This window comes from Deefgea piscis (assembly GCF_013284055.1).
In the GTDB taxonomy this organism is placed as follows: domain Bacteria; phylum Pseudomonadota; class Gammaproteobacteria; order Burkholderiales; family Chitinibacteraceae; genus Deefgea; species Deefgea piscis.
Map to the genome: position 1 here is coordinate 263,833 of NZ_CP054143.1, position 18,335 is coordinate 282,167.

Sequence of the window (18,335 nt, forward strand, 5' to 3'; positions counted from 1 at the left end):
TATATCGGCAAATAGCCGCAAAAATCCAATTTTTAAGGATAAAAAAACGCCACCCTAAGGTGACGTTTTTAAACGCATTACGCGTGGATTAATCACGGCTATTGCCAGTGAACGCCATAATGATACTGAGCAAATTAACAAAAATATTGTACACATTCAGGTACAAGCTCAATGTGGCGCTGATGTAATTGGTTTCACCACCATTCACGATACGGCTCACATCGTACAAAATATACGCCGAAAAAATCATGATTACGGCAGCAGAAATCGTCAATGACAAAGCAGGAATCGCAAAGAAAATATTGGCGACTGCCGCCAACAAAACAATCACCATGCCGATAAACAAGAATTTACCCATAAAGGAAAAGTCTTTTTTTGTCACTGTTGCGATGGTCGCCAAGGTAAAGAAAATCGCGCCGGTGCCAATTGCAGCCATGCCGATCATTTCTGGACCATTGCTAAATTTCATTGCCATTTGCAAAATTTGGCTGAGCCACAAGCCCATAAAGCCAGTCCAGCCCAACAAAATAAACACGCCAGCACTGCTTTCTTTGGTTTTTTCGATGGCATAAAACGCCCCGAAGCTCACTAACATAAATAAGCCAAAACCTAAAAAGCCGCTCATACGAAACTGCATAGACATACCGAGCAAGGCGCCAGCGGCAGTTGGCAACATCGTCAAAGCTAATAAAAAGTAGGTATTACGCAGAACTTGATTGCGTTCTGCCGACAAGGCGCTATTGCCATACGTCGTGGTGTTGGTATTAAAAGATTGCATTTTGAATCTCCTGATTGATCGGTGTCGATACTGTATCACCTGCTAAGAGGGCGGCAAAGACAAAAAGTTTCAAACTTTCACATCGATTATACAAATAATCAATTACATAACATCGGAAACGCTTGGGCCAAATTAGAGACTTCCAATTGATTGGCCTGACTTTGTTGCCAAACGGGGGAATGGTTGCGATCAAATAATGTGGCATAAATGCCGGCGGCAAAGTCACCATAGCGTAAACAAGCCGCACTGACCTCGGTTTCTAATTGCACTGTCTGCACAAACGACAATGCCGCACAGCGTTTTTGCAAAGTCCACGCTAACCACAACGACGTGGGTGACGCGCGTTGCACTCGTAGTGCCGCGGCAGCGAGCCAAGCATCATCCAAAGTCGAAAAGTAACTCATGTGGTGTAAAGCATCGCTCAAACTACCGCTCGCACAAGCATGCAACAGCTCTTGATGCGCTGGTAAATTGCCTTCAGGCAGGATGAGCGCGACTTGTTGTGCCGCCTGCGTTAAATATGCACTCAATAAGGCCCGATCTAATTCAGGCTGCCCCTGCCAAGCTAAAGCGCTTAAATCCATTAAAACTTGATGCCGACTTGATTCGGGCAAGGCCCATTGCGCGGCACCGCAATACAGCGCATCGCTGGCATTGATTGCCACGCCAGACAAAGCTAAAAAAGGACCAAAACCTGCCAGCTCGTTCAGCCAGCGACTCGCTGCCACATCCGGAAACAAACCAATCGCCGTTTCTGGCATCGCCAATTTACTGCGTTCAGTAACCACTTTATGACTCGCGGCAGCAAATAAGCCCCAGCCCCCGCCCATTACAATGCCATGCCCCCACGCCATCACCGGTTTGGCATAGTCACGAATCATTTGGCACAATAAGTATTCTTCAGCAAAAAAAGCATCGCCTTGCGCCAATTCACCGGGCTGGGTCATCGCAGCATGCAAGGCTTTCAAATCACCACCGGCACAAAACCCACGCTCACCGGCGCCAATCATGACCACCGCCACAATTTGCGCTTGATCACGCCAATCATTTAGCGCTGCACATATTTGCCGCACCATGCTTAAATTTTGCGCATTAATCCGCTCTGGCGCTGATAACGCTAAAATACCAAGCTGAGTGCCATTGTGGCCGGTCATCAGTCGCACGTGAACTGTCATTCAAATATCCTTTTTACTTAAAGCCTTTAATCAGACGTTATAACTCGCACAATCTGATTGAGACTATGCTGAATCCCTAACGTCAACCATTAGGAAAACCGCCATGCTGACAACAATATTCAGCATAACCTTGGCATTGTCAGTGGCCTCTGGCAATGATAACGAAGAACAATGGCAAGCCAGACTAGCAAAAGCTACACAACAAGAAACGCGTAATCCATGGGCTGCGGCAGTCACATATTGCTATGCGGCGCGTTTAGGCATTACCGAAGCACAATATCGTTTAGCCATGTTGTATGCTTTTGGCTTTGGCGTGCCTGAAGACCGAGTCGCCGCCGCTAGCTTATTATCTATCGCTGCCGAACAAGGCCACCAAGAAGCACAAAAAATGCTCGAAACCATTCGCATCACGGGCCATCGTTTACCGCGCTGCGTTGAAGCGGATGTGGAGCCGGTCATGAGTAAATTACCGATCCAGAACGCCAAAATGAATGCCAACCAACAAGTTGTTGCCAATATCATTAGCAAAGTCGCCACTTGGCACGGCGTTGATCCATCATTTGCACTGAGCATCGCCAAAGTTGAATCGGGCCTCAATAGCAGCGCGGTTTCGCCCAAATCGGCGATGGGCGTGATGCAGCTGATTCCCGAAACGGCCGCGCGGTTTAATGTCAAAGATGTCTTTAATACCAGCCAAAATGTAAAAGGTGGGGTGCGCTATTTGCGCTGGCTACTCGATCGCTACCAAGGCAATATCGCCTTAGTGGCCGCCAGTTACAATGCAGGGGAAGGAAAAGTAGATCACTACCGTGGGATTCCGCCTTATCCAGAAACACAGCAATACGTGAAAAAAGTACTGCAACTCTACCCTTTTTCAGTTCACCAAACCGCTGCCGATCGCGACCGCGATATCAATGTGTTTCCAGAACCAGCTAAAAGCAAAAAAACAAAGGTATATCGCTAGACAGATTATTTTTTAAAGCCTAGCTGTATATACCTTATTGAGCAGCACTAAAAATTCAGACTTCCAAACCAGATTACTGGCTTACTTTTATAGCAAAACATTCAAGTCACTGAGCACGTTTAAACTGCAGCAGCACCAATTCGGTTTAATCTTCGTCTTGATCAAACGCGTCTTCAGTAGCTGCGGCATTGGCTTTTTCAATTTCTTTGCGCTGGCGCTGCGCTTCACCCAAAGCTTGCTCATAGGCATGACGCTGCGCATCGGTCATTTCGGGCTTGAGCATTTCCAGCTCTTTGGCCGCTTGATACGCCGGCATCGGCTGCAATTGACTCACTAACTGAATCAGTGACGAGAACTGCTCTGGACTAACAGGCATCTGAATCTCCTTGAAAAATAACTAGCAATCTACGCCGGGCTCAGTCGCAGATCGACTATTTTCTAGTGGCAAATTGTCACTGGCATGGTAGCTCATCACTAAAGAATACTTGGTTTTTTCGGTGCTATTGCGACTCGCGGCATGAAAAGTACGCGCATCAAATAACACCACATCGCCCGCACTAAGGCGCGGAAACTGCGCTTTAGCAATCCACGGCGCAGCCACTGGATGATCAGCAAGCAAAAATTCTCGCGAATCAAAAGCAGTTTCGGGCAAGGTCAAATTATGTGATGCGGGAATAAATCCCAAGCCGCCGTTTTCTGGATTTTCATCGCCCAAAGCCAACCAGCAAGACACCAACTGCGGCCGACTAAAACGCCAATAGCGTAAATCACGATGCCATAACGTATCGCTGCTAAAGCTAGGTTGCTTGGTCATCAAGCTATTGTGGTGCACCTGCGTTAAGGTAATCCGCTCGCCCAACAACGGTCGCAATAACGCCAACAAGCGTGGATGCGTCGCCCATTGCCTAAAAATAGGCGAGCGCGCCACCATACCGCGTAAACGTCGAATCGTCTGACCACCTTGCGCGGCAACCGATTCGGGCGCACCGGGATACGCCAAGCTTGCTTCTAATTCAAATGGTGCTTCGCGCTTATCTAACGCAGCCATCGCCTCAGCGCGAATCTCGGCCACCTGCTCAGGTGCAGCAAACCCGCGCAAAATCACCACGCCTTGCTCGGCAAATACACGCTTTAACTGGGCAACATCAAACGGCTGAGAAAATTCAAACACGGCGCAAACTCGGAAAAATCAGTCAGAGCCCGATTGTACTTGAAGCACTGCCTTTGCTTGGTTAAATCCATAGAAATTTATTGCGCAATGATTTTCATTTAGCCGTGTAAGTGGCATTTAATAGCGCAATTGAGCGCTAAAGTTGGTCAAATATTATTCTCCCATTTAGGCTGACGCCCGATCAGAATAGGTGGCAGTTCCTTCAAATTGAGTGGCTTGCCCATTTCCTTATAAAACTGGTCCAGCGCCACCTTGTAAGTTGATAACGTTTCAGGAGATTGCCAGCGATTGGTTCTATTCTGAAATTCAGGATTTGAAGCAAGCTGGCTCGTGATGTTACGAATTTTTATGATGGCATCTCGGCCCCATGCCGTGCGTGGGCACACGATGCCACCAGTTAACAACTTGGCATTATCAATCGGTAGCGCCTTCAGTTTGGCGGAACTTAAATCTGCCGTATTGCGCTTGGCGTACATCCACAATTCTTCATATTCAACGGTGTAATCCGCACGCCCTTGGGACAGCATTTTAAATGCATTGGAATTACCCTTGATTGAAGTGACATACGACAACCCTGAGTTTGCAGCACGTTTTGCCACTTTTTCATCAATATCATCAGAATAGCTGCGGCCTTTGTTGATCAAACCACGCAAACTAGGGCTATTCACCAGCGCAGCAAAATCCACCTTACCCTCTTTAGTACGTGGAATTTTCGCAATGATCTCGTCCCTCACGATGACAGAGTGCGGCAAAACCTGCTCAATCGGCGCAGCATAAAATCGCTTTTCATGCGCAGGCGTAATCAGACTTAAGGCAAAGCAGGCTTTGGGATTTTCTTCTTCCATAATGGCCTTGATTCTGATCGTGGGCGCCACCACAAACGTTTGCTTATACTCTGGCATACGGTCAAAAACCATGCGACGTCGGATATCCGACATCCCTTCGGTGGGCTTGCCATCGACCAATATCATCCAAGGCGGCAAATCAAGTAGCAACCACGTAATCTCATCAACCACTGCTGCGCGTACTGGTGCCGCTGACAATAAACAGAGACTCAAAAACCAATATCCCGATTGCCTAATCCATCTGCTCATCATGATCTCTCTTGTATTTAAATCGACTAAGATCAGATTAGTACATACAAGAGAGTTCAGGTAGTATCAGATTGGTGACAGCTTTATCAATCCTGCGGTAGCGTCACCATGGCTTGCAAGCCGCCTTGTGGATGATTACTCAACTCTAAAACGCCACCGTGGGCCTGAATAATATTGCGTGCAATCCCTAGGCCCAGACCATGCCCTTGATGATTATGCTGCCGACCATGATCTAGCCGAACATAAGGATCAAACAACGTCGCCAACGCCTCATCGGGAACGCCAGGTCCATGATCGCGCACCACAATCACCACCTTGCCCACGCCTTCCAGTACCGAGATCTCAACCCGCTCCCCGTAAAACAGCGCGTTGTCGATCAAATTACTTAAGGCGCGTTTGAGCGCCAACGGCTTAACCATCACCCATAAACCGCAGCGGCTATAGGCAATTTCATGCCCGGCCATGCGCGAATCTCTAACCATCCGTCCAAGCAGCGCATCAAGACGAATTCGGGTGCGATTTTCATGAATATCGCTGTCTTTAACGCTTTGCAAAGCGCCTTTGACCATCATATCGAGCTCGTCGAGGTCTTCATGAAACTCCAACCTGACCGCTTCATCGTCGAGCATTTCGGTGCGTAATTTCAGCCGCGTGATCGGCGTACGTAAATCATGTGATATCGCGGCAAAAAGTTTTTCACGGTCTTCTAAATAACGTTGAATCCGCTCGCGCATCGCGCCAAAGGCATGGGCAGTACGAATAAATTCTTCGCTACCTTCGGCCGGTAACGGCGGCGACTCGCCCTTACCAAACGCTTCGGCCGCTTCCGATAGCGCGGCTAATGGCCGCGTAATCCAGCGCACCACCACCCAAGTCAAAAGTAATACCGTAAATAAAGTAATCAATTGCAATAGCCAACGCTCAGGCGGCATTGGATCGCTATTATCCAAAAAATAAGGATCGGGCATTAAGGTGGCCAAATACAGCCAATGTCCGGGCTCAATTTCAGTTTGAATCACCAACACCGGCGCTGGGCGCGGCGCCATCAACAAGGTGTTTTTAATCCAGTGATCGGGTAATTGCGAAACAGTCATGCCATCGCTAGAAACCGCCAATTGATTCGGCCAAGCAAAGGCCAAACGCAAATCAGTTAACTGCGGTAGTTTTTGTTCAAATATTTGACGTATAACCTGCAAAACCTGATTGGATAAAGGCTGCACGGCAATACCATGCACAGGGATCGGGCTATCATTAACCGTTACAAAAAACCGCGTCCCGCCCATTTCGCGTAATTGCTGAATTACTAGCGGCCGATAATTGGGCGGTAAACTTTGAAAAAAATGCACCGCACTCACCGCGCCGAGCGCAATATGGTCGGCCGCCGCGCTGACCTCTTGCTCGGACTTATTTTGCAAATAATTCGCCCAAATTGCATTGCCAATTAATTGCGACGCCAACACCCCAACGGCCATCACCCACAATAAACGCGGCAATAATCGCGATGGCAAAATATGCTCTAACCAACGTGGCATGCTCATTAAACGGGCGCGTCGCGCCAATTCACGCAACCATTGCCACCGCCCTTTAAACATGACTAATGGTCACCTCGGCCGAGAGCACATAACCCGCGCCGCGCACGGTTTTAATCAAATTGGGGTGCTTACCATCGTCTTCTAAACGTTGCCGTAAACGGCTCACTTGCACATCAAGCGAGCGATCCAGCGGCCCAGCATCACGGCCACGTGTTTCTTCGGCCAATTGGCTGCGATCCAAAATCTGCCCCGGGTGCTCTAAAAACATTTTCAATAACTGAAAATCCAAGCCGGTGAGCTTCACGACATCCCCATCGGGCGACATTAAATTACGCTCAACCGTATCGAGCGTAAAACCAACAAAACGATAGTAACGCCCAGTCCCAGAGCCCGTCTCAATACCGGTACGGCGATGAATGGCTTTGATGCGCGCCAGTAATTCACGGGGGTTATATGGCTTAGCAATATAATCATCGGCGCCCAATTCAAGGCCGACAATTCGATCCGTCTCGTCCGAGCTGGCGGTCAGCATAATAATGGGCACATTGCTATTTTTTCGCACGGTTTGGCATAAAGCAAAGCCATCGGTGTCTGGCAGCATTACATCTAAAATCACCAAACTGAGCTCGTCTTTATAACGCTCAAATTCGCTCAAAAATGTTTCGCCATCGGGGGCAAGACGCACATCATATTGATTGCGCTCCAAATACGCTTTGAGCAATGTGCGGGTTTTTAAATCATCATCCACAATTAAAATCTTACGGCTCATTCCCTGTCCTTTTGCATCGAGCGATCCCACGCGCGGCGGTATCCGCAGCGCCGATTACTCATCTTTGCGATTAAGCGCTTTCACCATCGCCGCTAAGCGCTGCTGCGTTTCGGCAACTGAAATCTTGTCATCTAAATAAAAAGTTTGAATCTGTGCCACTACCACATCTTTAAAGGTTTCATCGGCCGCCATTCGGTGCACCAAGCTTGGTGCTTGAAATGCCACCCCACGGGAAAAAGCGCGCCATGAAGCCTTACTACAACGATCCATACTGCTGATATCGATATCCCTTCGCACCGGTATCGAGCCTTTAATTCGGTTGTAACCGATTTGCACCGCCGGTGACACCATCAATTGTGCAAAGCGCTCTTGATTCACTTGCTTGGCATAATCCCCAGCAAACATCACCAAAGTATCAATGCTATAGAGATGAACGTCCTCGGTCTTGGGCACAACGCTACAGGCAAAATCAACGTCCAAGACCAAACCTTGCGCCACCAGCTCGCCTTTCATCCAGTCGCCCATCACCAACATCGCCGCTTGCCCGCTGGCAAATTGCTTGGCCACCTCAGTCCACGGCAGATCGCCCGTGGTTTTATGCGTATAGGTTTTCCATTCGCGTAAACGATTTAAAGCCTGAGCAAAGCGCGGGTCTAAATATGCTTGTGGATTTTTATGCACAAATAAATCACGATAAAACGATACGTCGCCCTCGGCCAGCACCAGCGTTTCAAATAAAGTGGCCACTTGCCAAGCTTCACTGCTTTGCGCCAAAGGCGTAATCCCAGCGGCCTGCAATATTAAAGCAATCCGGCGAAAATCGTTAAAATCACGCGGCGGTTTTAATCCCAAGCGATCAAATATTTTTTTGTTATACAGCAAGGTATTAATGCGATGAATCCCCAGCGGCACCGCCACCGTATGTTGCCGATGCTCGACCAGATTCCACACCGTGGGAAATAACTGGCTTTGCCAACGTACCGCCGCACTGTCTAATTCTAAAATCAGGCCTAGTTCAGCCCATTCATTAATCGCCGGACCGATCAACTGCGACACCGCTGGCGGCTTGCCCGATAACACGCGGCTTTTGAGCACCTTCATCGCGCCAACGCCTGCGCCCCCCGGAATCGCCGAGTCACGCCATTCAATATTTTCTTCCGCCATTTTTTGCCGCAAAAAATCTGCCGCCCGCCGCTCATTGGGCGAAGTCCACCAATGCAAAACATCCAGCGGTTCAGCGGCGTGTAGTGCACTACTGAGCAGCAACAAAATCAGACTGATCGCAGGGTATTTTATGATTTTCACTATTGATTCAAACACCTGTCGCAATTCTCCATGAATTAAGTCGACTATATCGTAAGCTTCCAAGGAAAAGCGTAATAAAACATTTCTTTTTATGCCGATATGCAATCAGCGCAAACAAGGGGATTACATAGGATAATGCAGGCTTTGTCAGCATTTTGCCGTTTTTTGGCAATTTTCCTGTGATTTTTTGTAACGCACAAATCACAAGCCAATGTCATGTAACTCAACAAATTCAACAACATCAGCATAATTTTGCGAAAAATCCCCGTCGCTAGTGTCACAAATTACTCGATGCTAATTTAGCGCCACCGAGACAAATAGATCACGGCATACACCACACGAGGATTTAATCGCATGCGCACTCTGAACACACGTCATCTCTTACTAGCGACTTTATTGGCAGCAGGAACCGCCCAAGCAGGTACCGTGAATATCGAATCATGGCGAGTCGATGATAAAGCCCTCTGGGAAGAAGTGTTAATTCCAGCGTTTCAAAAAAAGAACCCAGGCATTCAAGTTAAATTTACGCCAACGGCTCCCACTGAATACGATTCAAGCTTAACCGCCCGCCTTACCGGTGCTACTGCTGGCGATTTAATCACTTGCCGTCCATTTGATAAATCACTGGATTTATTTAAAAAAGGTCAGCTTGAAAAACTCGACGGCAAAGCCGGCATGGAAAACTTCCCCGCCTCTGCCAAAGTGGCATGGCAAACCGATGATGGCAAAGCGACGTACTGTATGCCAATGGCCTCGGTCATTCATGGGTATTTTTACAATAAAAAAATCTTTAAAGATCTGAACTTGCCAGTACCCAAAACGCAAGCTGAGTTTTTTGCCGCGATGGAAAAAATCAAAGCCGCAGGCAAAACGCCAATCGCTTTAGGCACGGCTGATCAGTGGGAATCAAACCAAACGGTATTGACCAACGTCGGCGCCAATAACTGGAAAGGCGAAGAAGGCCGCAAAGCCTTAATCGCTGGTAAAGCCAAATTCACTGACCCACAATTTGTTGCTGCTTGGGAACAACTGAGCAAAATGGGCCCGCTGATGGGCAAAGGTGCTTCAGCCCAAACCTATGCCGATAGCCAAAACTTGTTCGCCATGGGCAAAGCCGGTGTGTATCCAGCAGGTAGCTGGGACATCGCTTACTTTAATAAAGAAGGCCTAGACTTTGGCGCCTTCCCACCGCCAGTCGCCAAAGCGGGTGACCAATGCTATATCTCGGATCACACCGATATTGGTATGGGCGTAAACCCAAAAGCCAAAAACAAAGCCGATGCGTATAAATTCTTGGCTTGGCTTGGTTCACAAGAATTTGCCGACCTTTACACCAATAAAGTCACCGGCTTTTTCTCACTATCGAATCATCTGATTTCGGTACAAGACCCAGTGGCCAAACAAATGCTCGATTGGCGCAAAACCTGCAAATCCACCATTCGCCTAAACGCGCAAATCATGAACCGTGGCACGCCAGCGATGGAAAATGAATTGTGGAACGTCAGCTCGCAAGTGCTCAACGGCAAAATGGCACCGAAAGACGCCGCAGCGCAAATCCAAACTGGTTTTGCAAAATGGTATGCCCCGCAGCAAAAATAATTGATCTGCCCTCACCCCAGCGTGAGTTTAGCTGGCGGCTTGCCGCCGGCTTTTTTTTCGTAGGCGGGGTTATTGAGCGGGGCGACAACCCATCCAATACATCCCCTGTGCTTGACCCGTCTTTTTTGATTTTTTGGAGTTGCGATGCAGCGCTGGCATATCGTTTTATTTCTTGCGCCTGCGGTACTGATTGATTCGGCTCGTAGGGTGGGTTACGGAGCGTAAGCGACAACCCACCAAAATACCACCACCGCCATTTCACGGCATTGATTTACGACCTTTTTTTATTTTTGGAGTTGTGATGAAACGCTGGCATATCGTTTTATTTCTTGCGCCTGCGGTACTGATTGATTCGGCTCGTAGGGTGGGTTACGGAGCGTAAGCGACAACCCACCAAAACACCACCACCGCCATTTCACGGCATTGATTTACGGCCTTTTTTATTTTTGGAGTTGTGATGAAACGCTGGCATATCGTTTTATTTCTTGCGCCTGCGGTACTGATTTATTCGGTCTTTAGCGCCTTACCTTTACTCGACACTTTGCGTCTTGGTTTTTACGCCACCAACGACACCGGTGCCAGCCATTTTTCGGGATTGAGTAATTACCTGACCATTCTCACCGATCCCGCTTGGTCAAGCGCGTTTTGGAATGCAATGGGCAATAACTTTAAGTTTTTTTTGATTCATTTACTGATTCAAAACCCAATTGGCTTGATCTTAGCCACGCTGTTGTCACTCAAAGGGCTCAAGTTCGCGCGGCAATACCGAACTTTTATTTTCCTCCCCACGCTGCTGTCGGTGGTGATTATTGGTTTTATTTGGCAGCTGATTTTGTCGCCATTGTGGGGCGTTTCAGAATCAATGCTCAATGCGGTCGGACTGGGGGAGTATTTCCAGCCATGGCTCGGTGAAGAAGGCTCGGCGCTAATTACCCTCGCATTAATTTCGGTTTGGCAATTCGTTGGCATCCCAATGATGCTGATTTACGCCGCGCTACTGGCCGTGCCCGAAGACATTGTCGAAGCCGCCCACGTGGAAGGCGCGTCTGCTTGGCGTATTTTCTGGGAAATCAAACTGCCGCTGATTTTGCCCACGCTAGGGCTGGTGACGATTCTGACTTATGTCGGCAACTTTAATGCCTTTGATTTGATTTACTCGGTGAAAGGCGCGATTGCTGGGCCGAACTACAGTACCGATATTTTAGGGACTTTGTTTTACCGCACCTTCTTTGGCTACCAAAGCCAAATCGGCAGCCCAACCATGGGCGCGGCAGTGGCAACGCTGATGTTCCTCGTCATCCTCTGTGGCGTCGGCGCTTACTTTTACTTCGTGCAGCGCAAGCTGACGCGTTACGAGTTGTGATGTGAAACATGAACCACAGAGGCACAGAGACGCAGAGGAAAACCAGCCCCAGCCCTATCTCTATAAAGGCGCTGTTTAGATTTTGAATTTCTCCGTGCCTCTGTGTCTCTGTGGTCGTTATTTGTTGCAATCTCATTTTAATCTCGTCATTAGGAATTTTTATGACACGAAAGATATACAAACCACTCTCCGCCTTTGGCGTGCATTGCATGCTGGGTGGCTACACGCTGCTGGCTTTGTTTCCGATTGTTTTAATTTTAATTAACGCCTTTAAAACCAAAGCGGCGATTTTTGATAATCCGCTGGCTTTTCCCACCGCTGAAACGTTTTTTTTAGGTGGCTTTGAAAAGGTCATCGCTAAATCGCATTTCATGCTGTATTTCGGCAATAGCCTGACCGTCACGCTGGCCTCACTTGCGTTGATTTTGCTGTTTGGCGCAATGGCGGCTTGGGCGCTGTCGGAATACAAATTCCGTGGCAATCGTATGCTGGCGATTTATATGATGATCGGGATTATGGTGCCGATTCGCTTGGGCACAGTGTCGATTTTGGAGCTCATCGTGCAGCTCAATCTGATCAACACCCTAACCGCCTTGGTGCTGGTCTACACCGCGCAAGGCTTGCCGCTGGCGGTGATGATTTTGAGCGAGTTTATCGCGCAAATTCCAAAGGAACTTAAAGAAGCCGCGCGCTGTGATGGTGTTGGCGAATTTAAGATTTTCTTCCAAGTGATCTTGCCACTAATCCGCCCTGCCGTGGCCACGGTCGCGGTGTTTACCATGATTCCGGTGTGGAACGATTTATGGTTCCCGCTGATTTTAGCGCCCGGTGAAGAAACGCAAACCGTCACGCTCGGTGTGCAGCAATTTATTGGTCAATACGTCACCGACTGGAATTCCGTCTTGGCCGCACTCAGCCTGGCAGTGATTCCGGTGCTGATTTTATACAGCATCTTCTCACGCCAACTGATTCGTGGCCTGACTTCGGGGGCGGTGAAATAAGTTGGGTAAAAAATCTTGCACCACAGAGGCGCAGAGACACAGAGAAAAACGCATGGCGATTTTTGAAGTTCTTAACGCTGGGCGGTGAAATAGGTGGGTAAAAACCCCTTCACCACAGAGGCACGGAGACACAGAGAAAAACGCTAATGCGGCTTCTAAAGTGCCCTGTGGACAAGACTGAAAGGAGTAACCCGAACTTGCATCATCGAGAACGATAAACAAACCAAGCAATTTGCTAGCCCAGAACACGGCAGCGAGCCAGTTATTTCCTCTGTGTCTCTGTGCCGCTGTGGTGGATGTTTTTAACACGATCACGCGACCTAAATCATTGTTTTCAAGAGGTGCCTTATGGCCAACGTAACACTAAATAATCTTTCTAAATCCTACGACGGCAAGGCCAAAGTATTGGATGGTATCAATCTAGATGTACAGCACGGCGAGTTCGTGGTGCTGGTCGGCCCGTCGGGCTGCGGTAAATCGACGCTGCTGCGGATGATCTGCGGTTTGGAATCCATTACCGGCGGAGAACTCGCCATTGGTGACACCGTGGTCAATGATCTGACACCGGCCGAGCGTGGCATCGCGATGGTGTTCCAAAGCTATGCCTTGTATCCACATATGAGCGTGTACAAAAACATGGCGTTTGGCCTCAAAATCGCCGGAGAAAACCAAGCGCAAATCGACGTGCGGATTAAAAATGCCGCCAAGATTTTAAAAATTGATCATTTGCTTGAGCGCCTACCGCGCGAACTTTCCGGCGGCCAGCGCCAGCGTGTGGCAATTGGTCGGGCAATTGTGCGTGAGCCGAAATTATTTTTGTTTGACGAACCGCTATCCAATCTTGACGCCGCATTACGGGTACAAACGCGACTGGAAATCGCCAAATTGCACCGCGATTTAAACGCCACAATGATTTACGTGACCCACGATCAAATCGAAGCGATGACACTCGGTGACAAAATTGTCGTCATGGAAGGCGGCCATATTCAGCAAGCCGGTACGCCGCTTGAACTCTACCAGCAACCCGCCAATTTATTTGTCGCCGGATTTATTGGTTCGCCCAAGATGAATTTACTCAAAGGCGTAGTGCAAGCCATTTTGCCCGAAGGTTTATCGATTACTTTGGCGGGTGGCATCGACATTATCGCACTCGTTGCCAATGACAGCGCACAAGTAGGCGATGCGGTCACAGTAGGTATACGCGCAGAGCATTTAATTGAAGAGGCTCACAGCGGCATACCCCTAGTTGGGGTCGTTAATTTGGTGGAACATTTAGGTGAAGCCAATTATCTGTATCTCACGCTGGCCAATGGCGTCGATATCGTGGTTCGCGGCGATGGCGAACGCGAAGTCAAACTCGGTACGCCAATCAGCATTAGCGCGCCAAGTAATGCGTTTCATGTCTTTAATGCCGATGGTCAAGCGCTACGCCGCTTAAAGCCCGGCAATATGCAGTCATCGCGCCAGCAGCAAAAAATAGCTGCCTAGGGTCTGTTAAGGTTTGGTTGCAAAGCCCCGCCCGCGACATGGACTTATCGCGGGCGTTATCAGCATCGAGCTAGCCTGCATTCAACGGCGGATTAAACCAGCAGCAATTACAACTGAGCAAATTCAATTTCGCCCACGTCGTTAAACACATAATCGGGGCGATATGGGAATTCATTGAGCATGTCGAGCTTAGTCACGCCAGACAGCACCAGCGCGGTTTTCATACCAGCTTCAAGTCCGCCCACAATATCGGTGTCCATCCGGTCGCCGACCATCAAGCATTCTTCGGGATGAACGCCCAATTTACGACTGGCGATCATCATCATTAATGAATTTGGCTTGCCGACGATATACGGTTTTTTGCCGGTGGCTGCCGAAATCGCCGCCAAAATCGTGCCAGCTGCTGGCTCGTAACCGCCCTCAACCGGGTCAATCATATCGGGATTGGTGCCAATAAATTTGGCGCCATGGTCGATAAAGTGCACGGCTTTTTTCAGTTGCTCAAAACTAAACGTGGTCGATTTGGCCACCACCACATAATCGGGATTGGATTCGGACATCGAAAACCCAACGTTATACAACTCATTAATCAAGCCGCCACCGCCAATCACATACACTTTGGCGCCTTCTTTTTGGCTACGTAAAAACATCGCAGTGGCCATTGCGCTGGTAATAAAATTGTCTTCAGTTAGGCCATGAATGCCTAAGCTTTCCACTTTAAGTTTCAAATCGAGCGGCGTTTGTGACGCATTGTTGGTCAAAAACAAAAACGGTACATTGGCCGAAAGCAATTTCTGTACAAAGGTATCTGCCCCCGGAATCATTTGCTTGCCGCGATAAATTACGCCATCCATATCAGAAATAATGCTTTTAATCACAGCGCAACTCCACACCATTAAAAAACAATAAGGCTACACCATGGGGCTGCGCAGTGCAGCTCGATTAATACGCTTTTTTGCGTTGCCCCCCCAATCAATCGATTAAAAAGCCATGCCATTGGGGCTAGATCAAACAAAAAGCTGCGACGCTCACGCGGCATGCGGGCAAAGTCGATGGCGGCAAGCCCACTTTTACAGATCGACTTATCTATGATGGCGCGTAAAATGCAGGCATGAGCACCACACTAGCCAATGCGGTTGACGCAGAAATCATTATTAAAAAAAGTCGTTTTATCGGTTATGTCATTCCGGTGAGTAATCGCGCCCAAGCTTTAGATTTGGTGGCCGACTTTAAACAACAACACCCCGAAGCTCGGCATGTTTGCTGGGCCTTACTCGCTGGTGGTGAATCGGGAATGTCAGACGATGGTGAGCCATCGGGTACTGCCGCGCGGCCGATGATGCAAGTCTTGCAACATAAGCATTTAGATGGTGTTTTGGCGGTGGTGATTCGTTACTTTGGCGGCATTAAGCTCGGGGCCGGTGGCTTAACTCGGGCCTACACCGATGCCATTGCGCGCCCTTTATTGGCCGCTGAATATATCGAAACCGTGCCAATGGATCTATTGCAAGTGGCGCTGCCGTTTGCCGAAGAAAATAAAGTTCGCCACTACTTGCAACAACACAACATTGACATTAGCAACAGCGATTTTACCCACACCGAAGTCATTTTAAGCTTAACGCTACCTCGCCATTTGCGGGAAACCACGCTCAATCAACTGCATCAACTCTGTCGCGGACAAACTCGCTTACTTGAAAGTGACAGTTAACTACCGTTCGTGCTAAATATATTGATAGCCCCTCGCGTAGCGCGTAAGCTCGAAGTCCGCATTATGCAGGCGCAGTAAAATGAATTCATCTGAAACCCAAGTTTTAGCCTTACTTGAGCGCAGTAAGCAGCTTACGTATAGCGAGCCCAACACTTCATTAGCACTGGCAACAGAAGCGGCTCAGCTGGCAAAAATGGGCTGCGCCCCGCGTCTGCAGATTGCCGCCTCTCATCAACAGATGAGCATGTTGTTTGCTTTTGGCCAAATCCATGAAGGCTGTCATGCCCTACTGCCCGCTTTAGTCATCGCCGAAGCCAATGATTTAGAAGCCGAGCGCGGTGATCTATTGCATCATTTGGGCGTCGCGCACTACACCCTTGGCGAATACAGCACAGCGATTGATTATTGGTCTGATTGTCTTGATTTGGGCAATGCCCAGTTTGCCAATGAAACACGGATTAATGCGCATATTGGTTTAGGGCAAATCTATTTCGCCTGTAGCCGCTTTGCCGACGCACTGCGCCACCATCGCCAAGCCGAATATTGGATTAACGCGCAGACCGATCATGAATTGCAAGCTCGACTGTGTATTAATTTAGTGGCTGATTTATACGCGCTAGCGGATTTTACTGCGGCGCAAGTGGTACTCAATAAAGCCGAAGCCATTACCCGTACCATTCAGCATTTAGAATATCTTGGTGAGGTATTCTCCTATAAGTCACTACTGGCTTTAGCCAGAGGTGAATACCAAGAGGCCAATGCCTATATCCAAGAAGGGCGTCATATCGTGCATTTTTGGGCTTGGGGTGAGATTAGCTGGCACATCGTCCATGGTCGTACCCAGCAAGCACAAGGGCAACAGTCTGCTGCCGTGGCCAGCTTTATGAGTGCACTCGATATGTCAAAACGCATGGGTTGCGGGCATAAGATTTTTTTAATTCATCAATTTTTAGCCGGACTATTTCGTGAAATGGGCCAAGCCCCCGAAGCGGAATATCATCATCGGCTTTATCAAGAAAATTTCCACCGATTGCTCGACCCACAGCTATTTGCGCGGCTAGCGCAACTTGAGCAACAATTACTGCAAAGTAATCCAACGACCCCGTCAATCTTTGTGCCAGCATAAACAAATCAAACACAGTAAGGCATTGCGCCACCACACCGCGATATACTGGGTCTATTGACTGACTTTTTGGTGGCGAACAATGCAAAACTTTAGCTTTCATAATCCCTGTCGTATCGAATTTGGTCACGACAGTATCGCCAAAATCAGCACATTAATTCCCCCGCAAGCGCGTGTTTTATTGCTCTACGGCGGCGGCAGCATTCATCGCAACGGCGTGTATGACCAAGTTTGCACCGCGCTTAAAGATCATCACTGGCAAGCTTTTTCTGGCATTGAAGCCAATCCTGAATACGAAACCTTAATGCAAGCCGTGCGTTTTGGCCGTGAGCAGCAACTCGACTATATCTTGGCCGTCGGCGGTGGTTCGGTCATCGATGGCGCTAAATTTATTGCCGCAGCCATCCCGCATACTGGCGATTGCTGGCTGATCGTTGGCAATCGCACCCCACTACTGAGCGCATTACCGATTGGCGTGGTATTAACGCTCCCCGCCACCGGATCAGAAAGTAATTTTGCTGCGGTGATTTCACGCCGTGAAACCAATGACAAACTCTCGTTTAAAAACCCTTTAGTGTTCCCCAGCTTTGCCATTCTTGATCCAAGCTGCACGCTGTCGTTACCGCCCCAACAAATCGGTAATGGCATTGTCGATGCCTTTGTGCACACCACCGAGCAATACCTGACTTATCCATGCGATGCGCGAGTTCAAGATCGTTTGGCCGAAGGCATCTTGCAAACGCTAATCGAAGTCGGCCCGATTACCTTGAATGATCCCAATGATTATGCCGCCCGCGCCAATATGATGTGGGCTGCCAACCAAGCCTTGTTTGGCTTAGTCGGCGTTGGCCAAGCCCAAGATTGGGCCACGCATGCCATGGGCCATGAGTTAACGATTTTGTATGGCCTTGATCATGCGCGCACCTTGGCGATTATTTTGCCGGCGCTGTGGCGCTATCGTTTTGCCGCCAAACAAGCCAAATTAACGCAAATGGGACGCCGCGTTTGGCAGCTTCACGGTGACGATATCAGCGTCGCGCAGCAAGCGATTGCCGCGACTGAGCAATTTTTTATTGCCATGGGTTTGCCGACACGATTGAGCGACTATCAAATCGACGCTGCTGAGGCCGCCGATCGCGTTGCCGAACAACTGATACGCCACAATCGCTTACAACTTGGCGAGAAAACTGACTTAACACCCGAGGATTGCCGTGCCATTTTGCTGACAACAAACTGATAGGCGTGTAAATAATAAATATAACAAT

General features: G+C 48.7%; 17 protein-coding genes. 8 read left to right on the forward strand and 9 right to left on the reverse strand.

Annotated features, from left to right (window positions below; all coding sequences use genetic code 11):
* Positions 1-88 precede the first annotated feature (88 nt).
* Positions 89-778, reverse strand: coding sequence for a Bax inhibitor-1/YccA family protein (locus tag HQN60_RS01350; protein ID WP_173531999.1), 690 nt, complete (start codon positions 776-778; stop codon positions 89-91).
* A gap of 98 nt (positions 779-876) precedes the next feature.
* Positions 877-1,953 carry an enoyl-CoA hydratase/isomerase family protein gene (locus HQN60_RS01355; RefSeq protein ID WP_173532000.1) on the reverse strand — a complete coding sequence of 359 codons (1,077 nt, stop codon included), beginning with the start codon at positions 1,951-1,953 and terminating at the stop codon, positions 877-879.
* A gap of 103 nt (positions 1,954-2,056) precedes the next feature.
* Here HQN60_RS01355 and HQN60_RS01360 point away from each other — a divergent pair, with 103 nt between their 5' ends.
* Entirely contained in the window at positions 2,057-2,917 is an 861-nt protein-coding gene (locus tag HQN60_RS01360) for a transglycosylase SLT domain-containing protein (RefSeq protein WP_173532001.1), read from the forward strand.
* A gap of 145 nt (positions 2,918-3,062) precedes the next feature.
* Here the strand turns inward: HQN60_RS01360 and HQN60_RS01365 are convergent, their stop codons facing one another.
* The 6 genes from HQN60_RS01365 to HQN60_RS01390 all read right to left on the reverse strand — a co-directional run bounded on the left by HQN60_RS01365 (position 3,063) and on the right by HQN60_RS01390 (position 8,788).
* Complete coding sequence (locus HQN60_RS01365) at positions 3,063-3,293, reverse strand: hypothetical protein (RefSeq protein ID WP_173532002.1); 231 nt, start codon at positions 3,291-3,293, stop codon at positions 3,063-3,065.
* 21 nt (positions 3,294-3,314) lie between these two features.
* A complete protein-coding gene (locus HQN60_RS01370) occupies positions 3,315-4,088 on the reverse strand; it encodes a phytanoyl-CoA dioxygenase family protein (protein ID WP_173532003.1) in 774 nt (257 codons plus the stop codon).
* Positions 4,089-4,234: 146 nt separating this feature from the next.
* On the reverse strand, positions 4,235-5,185 hold the full coding sequence (locus HQN60_RS01375; RefSeq protein WP_173532004.1) for a TIGR02285 family protein: 951 nt from the start codon (positions 5,183-5,185) through the stop codon (positions 4,235-4,237).
* 83 nt (positions 5,186-5,268) lie between these two features.
* Positions 5,269-6,774: an ATP-binding protein gene (locus HQN60_RS01380; RefSeq protein WP_173532005.1), complete on the reverse strand. Its 1,506-nt coding sequence runs from the start codon at positions 6,772-6,774 to the stop codon at positions 5,269-5,271.
* Positions 6,767-7,483: a response regulator gene (locus tag HQN60_RS01385; RefSeq protein WP_173532006.1), complete on the reverse strand. Its 717-nt coding sequence runs from the start codon at positions 7,481-7,483 to the stop codon at positions 6,767-6,769. The genes HQN60_RS01380 and HQN60_RS01385 overlap by 8 nt, the downstream gene beginning before the upstream one ends.
* 54 nt (positions 7,484-7,537) lie before the next feature.
* Positions 7,538-8,788, reverse strand: a complete 1,251-nt coding sequence (locus tag HQN60_RS01390) for an ABC transporter substrate-binding protein (protein WP_254456658.1) — start codon at positions 8,786-8,788, stop codon at positions 7,538-7,540.
* A gap of 354 nt (positions 8,789-9,142) precedes the next feature.
* On the opposite strand from HQN60_RS01390, the gene HQN60_RS01395 reads away from it, so the two are divergent.
* From HQN60_RS01395 to HQN60_RS01410, 4 genes are all read left to right on the forward strand, one after another.
* Complete coding sequence (locus tag HQN60_RS01395) at positions 9,143-10,387, forward strand: extracellular solute-binding protein (RefSeq protein ID WP_173532007.1); 1,245 nt, start codon at positions 9,143-9,145, stop codon at positions 10,385-10,387.
* Positions 10,388-10,844: 457 nt separating this feature from the next.
* Positions 10,845-11,750, forward strand: coding sequence for a carbohydrate ABC transporter permease (locus HQN60_RS01400; RefSeq protein WP_173532008.1), 906 nt, complete (start codon positions 10,845-10,847; stop codon positions 11,748-11,750).
* A gap of 161 nt (positions 11,751-11,911) precedes the next feature.
* A complete protein-coding gene (locus HQN60_RS01405) occupies positions 11,912-12,751 on the forward strand; it encodes a carbohydrate ABC transporter permease (protein ID WP_173532009.1) in 840 nt (279 codons plus the stop codon).
* Between the two features lie 348 nt (positions 12,752-13,099).
* Positions 13,100-14,239 (forward strand): ABC transporter ATP-binding protein, encoded by a 1,140-nt coding sequence (locus HQN60_RS01410; protein WP_173532010.1) that lies wholly within the window; start codon positions 13,100-13,102, stop codon positions 14,237-14,239.
* A 107-nt stretch (positions 14,240-14,346) separates the two neighbouring features.
* On the opposite strand, the gene HQN60_RS01415 is transcribed toward HQN60_RS01410, so the two are convergent.
* Entirely contained in the window at positions 14,347-15,117 is a 771-nt protein-coding gene (locus HQN60_RS01415) for an HAD-IIA family hydrolase (RefSeq protein WP_254456659.1), read from the reverse strand.
* 233 nt (positions 15,118-15,350) lie between these two features.
* Here HQN60_RS01415 and HQN60_RS01420 point away from each other — a divergent pair, with 233 nt between their 5' ends.
* The 3 genes from HQN60_RS01420 to HQN60_RS01430 all read left to right on the forward strand — a co-directional run bounded on the left by HQN60_RS01420 (position 15,351) and on the right by HQN60_RS01430 (position 18,307).
* Positions 15,351-15,947, forward strand: coding sequence for an IMPACT family protein (locus HQN60_RS01420; protein ID WP_173532011.1), 597 nt, complete (start codon positions 15,351-15,353; stop codon positions 15,945-15,947).
* A 79-nt stretch (positions 15,948-16,026) separates the two neighbouring features.
* Positions 16,027-17,073 (forward strand): tetratricopeptide repeat protein, encoded by a 1,047-nt coding sequence (locus HQN60_RS01425; protein WP_173532012.1) that lies wholly within the window; start codon positions 16,027-16,029, stop codon positions 17,071-17,073.
* Positions 17,074-17,152: 79 nt separating this feature from the next.
* Positions 17,153-18,307: an iron-containing alcohol dehydrogenase gene (locus HQN60_RS01430; RefSeq protein WP_173532013.1), complete on the forward strand. Its 1,155-nt coding sequence runs from the start codon at positions 17,153-17,155 to the stop codon at positions 18,305-18,307.
* Positions 18,308-18,335 lie beyond the last annotated feature (28 nt).

Excerpts from the sequence above, each read along its gene's own strand:
- HQN60_RS01350 (WP_173531999.1), bottom strand. The coding sequence starts at position 778 with ATGCAATCTTTTAATACCAACACCACGACGTATGGCAATAGCGCCTTG.
- HQN60_RS01355 (WP_173532000.1), bottom strand. The coding sequence starts at position 1,953 with ATGACAGTTCACGTGCGACTGATGACCGGCCACAATGGCACTCAGCTT.
- HQN60_RS01360 (WP_173532001.1), top strand. The coding sequence starts at position 2,057 with ATGCTGACAACAATATTCAGCATAACCTTGGCATTGTCAGTGGCCTCT.
- HQN60_RS01365 (WP_173532002.1), bottom strand. The coding sequence starts at position 3,293 with ATGCCTGTTAGTCCAGAGCAGTTCTCGTCACTGATTCAGTTAGTGAGT.
- HQN60_RS01375 (WP_173532004.1), bottom strand. The coding sequence starts at position 5,185 with ATGATGAGCAGATGGATTAGGCAATCGGGATATTGGTTTTTGAGTCTC.
- HQN60_RS01380 (WP_173532005.1), bottom strand. The coding sequence starts at position 6,774 with ATGTTTAAAGGGCGGTGGCAATGGTTGCGTGAATTGGCGCGACGCGCC.
- HQN60_RS01385 (WP_173532006.1), bottom strand. The coding sequence starts at position 7,483 with ATGAGCCGTAAGATTTTAATTGTGGATGATGATTTAAAAACCCGCACA.
- HQN60_RS01395 (WP_173532007.1), top strand. The coding sequence starts at position 9,143 with ATGCGCACTCTGAACACACGTCATCTCTTACTAGCGACTTTATTGGCA.
- HQN60_RS01400 (WP_173532008.1), top strand. The coding sequence starts at position 10,845 with ATGAAACGCTGGCATATCGTTTTATTTCTTGCGCCTGCGGTACTGATT.
- HQN60_RS01405 (WP_173532009.1), top strand. The coding sequence starts at position 11,912 with ATGACACGAAAGATATACAAACCACTCTCCGCCTTTGGCGTGCATTGC.
- HQN60_RS01410 (WP_173532010.1), top strand. The coding sequence starts at position 13,100 with ATGGCCAACGTAACACTAAATAATCTTTCTAAATCCTACGACGGCAAG.
- HQN60_RS01420 (WP_173532011.1), top strand. The coding sequence starts at position 15,351 with ATGAGCACCACACTAGCCAATGCGGTTGACGCAGAAATCATTATTAAA.
- HQN60_RS01425 (WP_173532012.1), top strand. The coding sequence starts at position 16,027 with ATGAATTCATCTGAAACCCAAGTTTTAGCCTTACTTGAGCGCAGTAAG.
- HQN60_RS01430 (WP_173532013.1), top strand. The coding sequence starts at position 17,153 with ATGCAAAACTTTAGCTTTCATAATCCCTGTCGTATCGAATTTGGTCAC.